This is a genomic window from Halomonas sp. (assembly GCF_014859505.1).
Classification (GTDB): Bacteria; Pseudomonadota; Gammaproteobacteria; order Pseudomonadales; family Halomonadaceae; genus Halomonas.
The window spans coordinates 1-2,816 of sequence record NZ_JACUUD010000222.1; the positions used below are offsets into that span (position 1 = coordinate 1).

At 70.6% G+C, this 2,816-nt stretch carries 3 protein-coding genes; all 3 read right to left on the reverse strand.

Annotation, left to right across the window (positions count from 1 at the left end; genetic code table 11):
- Positions 1-253: 253 nt before the first annotated feature.
- Entirely contained in the window at positions 254-775 is a 522-nt protein-coding gene (locus tag IBX53_RS15660; RefSeq protein WP_290911169.1) for a heme-binding protein, read from the reverse strand.
- A 10-nt stretch (positions 776-785) separates the two neighbouring features.
- The gene (gene glcF, locus IBX53_RS15665) at positions 786-2,033 is read right to left on the reverse strand and encodes a glycolate oxidase subunit GlcF (protein WP_290911172.1); all 1,248 of its coding nucleotides are present in this window, start codon (positions 2,031-2,033) and stop codon (positions 786-788) included.
- 21 nt (positions 2,034-2,054) lie between these two features.
- On the reverse strand, positions 2,055-2,816 hold a 762-nt coding region (gene glcE, locus IBX53_RS15670), incomplete at its 5' end, for a glycolate oxidase subunit GlcE (protein ID WP_290911174.1).

Genomic DNA, 2,816 nt, shown 5'->3' on the forward strand with positions numbered 1-2,816 from the left:
CCAATTCGCTGATCGTCGGCGCGCCGGCCAAGGTGATTCGTGAGCTCTCGGAGGAGGCGATCGAGGGGCTCAAAAAGAACGCGGCGGGCTACGTGGAACGCGGCCGCCTCCACGCGAGCCAGTTGAAGCGCCTCGACTGACATCGCCGGCTGAGCCCGCTGCGGCGTCAGCGCTACTGGCCGCTACGCACAGGGCCCCGCTCCAACCGGAGCGGGGCCCTGTCGCATCGGGGCGCTAATGCACCTGGGGGGCATCAGCCGATGGCGGCGACGCCGGCGCGGGCCACCTGGACGTCCTGGTCGGGCTTGACGCCGGAGATGCCGACGCTGCCGGCCACCTCGTCGTCGACGATCACCGGCACGCCACCGGAGAGCAGCGACTGCATGGGGGCGGTGACGAAGGCGGTACGGCCGCCGTTGATCATCTCCTCGAAGGCCTGGGTCTCGCGGCGGCCAATGGCGGCGTTGCGCGCCTTCTGGGCGGCCACCTCGGCGCTGAAGGGCGGGGCGGTATCCATGCGGCGCAGGCCGAGCAGATGGCCGCCGTCGTCGGCAACGGCGATGGTCACGCCCCAGCCGTTGGCCTCGGCCTCCTTCTGGGCGGCATCCTCGGCGCTGAAGGGCGGAGCGGTATCCATCCGGCGCAGGCCGAGCAGGTGGCCGCCGTCGTCGGCAACGGCGATGGTCACGCCCCAGCCGTTGGCCTCGGCCTCCTTCTGGGCGGCATCGAGGATGGCGTTGACGTCGGTCAGGGTCAGGGCAGGCTTGGTCTTCATGGTGTTCTCCTCAGGGGGTTAATGCCTCATCAACGATCTCGATCCAGTGGCGTACCGGCGTGCGGTTGGCGCCGGCCAGGTGCGTCTGGCAGCCGATGTTGGCCGTCACGATCACCTCGGGCTTGCCGGCCTCGAGGTTGTCGAGCTTGTTGTCGCGCAGCTGCTTCGAAAGCTCGGGCTGGGTGATGGCGTAGGTGCCCGCCGAGCCGCAGCAGAGGTGGGCGTCGGCCACCGGGGTCAGCGAGAAGCCGAGGCGGGTCAGCACCGATTCCACGGCGCCGCCGAGCTTCTGGGCGTGCTGCAAAGTGCAGGGGCAGTGGAAGGCGAGCCGGCGGCCCTGCTTCACGCTCAGACCATCGAGGGCCTCGTCCCGCAGCACCTCGACCAGGTCCTTCGCCAGCTGGCTTACCCGGGCCGCCTTCTCGGCGTAGGCCGGGTCGTCCTTGAGGATGTCGACGTACTCCTTGACGAAGGCGCCGCAGCCGCTGGCGGTCTGGACGATGGCTTCAACACCGGCCTCACTCTCTTTCTCGATATGCGGCCACCAGGCGTCGATGTTGGCCCGCGCCCGGGCGCGGCCGTCGTCATGGGCGTTCAGGTGGAAGTCGATGGCACCGCAGCAGCCGGCCTCCGTCACCGGGGTCAGCCCGATGCCGAGGCGGTCCAGCACCCGGGCGGTGGCGGCGTTGGTGTTGGGTGAGAGCCCCGGCTGCACGCAGCCCTCCAGGATCAGCATCTGCCGGGCGTGTTGCCTGCCGTCGGGGCGCTGGCCGGCATCCACGGGGGCCGGCGGCATCTTGTCCCGGAGCGCACCGGGCACCAGCGGCCGGAAGGTCTGGCCCAGCTTCAGCAGCGCCTGGAAGCGCTTCGGCTCCACCAGCATCTTGCGCAGCGCATAGCGCTGGGCCCGCTCGGCCGGCTTGCGGGGCACCCGGCGCTCGATCTCGGCGCGGCCGATGTCGAGCAGCTTGTGGTACTCGACCCCGGAGGGGCAGGTGGTCTCGCAGTTGCGGCAGGTCAGGCAGCGGTCCAGGTGCAGCCGGGTCTCCTCGGTCACCTTGTCGCTGCCCTCCGGGCTCTCGAGCATCTCCTTCATCAGGTAGATGCGCCCCCGCGGGCCGTCGCGCTCGTCACCCAGCAGCTGGTAGGTGGGGCAGGTGGCGTTGCAGAAGCCGCAGTGCACGCAGCTGCGCAGGACCCGGTCGGCCTCGCGGATATGGGGCTTCTTGAGGTCTTCCTCGGTAAAATGCGTCTGCATCTCGGCGTTATCCCCTCTGTCTCAGAATGCCGCGTAGAGCCGGCCCGGGTTGAAGATGCCCTTCGGGTCCAGCTCGGCCTTGAGGTTGCGGTGGTACTTCTCGAGCACCGGGGCGAGCGGGGTGAAGGGCTCGTCAACCGGCTGGCCGTTGGGGCCGCGCCAGCAGGTGGCGTGGCCGCCGGCGCGGATGACCACCTCCCGCAGGGCCTCGGCATCGAGGTCGCTGCGCACCCAGCGCTGGGCACCGGCCCAGTCGTAGAGCACGTCGGTCTCTGCCACCCCGGGCAGCTCGAGCGCCGGGGTATGGTTGGGTAACGAGAGGCGCCAGAGGGCGCGGCCGTCGTCGTTCGCGAAGAAGGCCAGGCGCTGCTCGTTCAGGGCCTCCCAGAAGTCGGCCTTGAGCTCGTCGCCGCCCAGCTGCTCGGCGGTGGCGGCCACGGAGCTTGGCCCCCCTTCCAGGCGCAGGTGCAGGGCGCCGTCGAGCCAGGCCGCGGCGGTGATGGGCAGCGGCTGGCGGCCCCACTCGGAGAGCTTCACGAGCGCCTCGGCCAGCGGCATGTCCAGATGCAGGCTGCGCGAGGCGCCGGGCAGCGGCAGTACCTTCATCGAGACTTCGGTGATCAGCCCCAGGGTGCCCTGGGCGCCCACCATCAGGCGCGAGAGGTCGTAGCCGGCCACGTTCTTCATCACCTGGCCGCCGAAGCGCTGCTCGCTGCCCTGGCGGGTGATGATCCGCGTGCCCAGCACGAAGTCGCGCACGCTGCCGGCCCAGGGGCGGCGCGG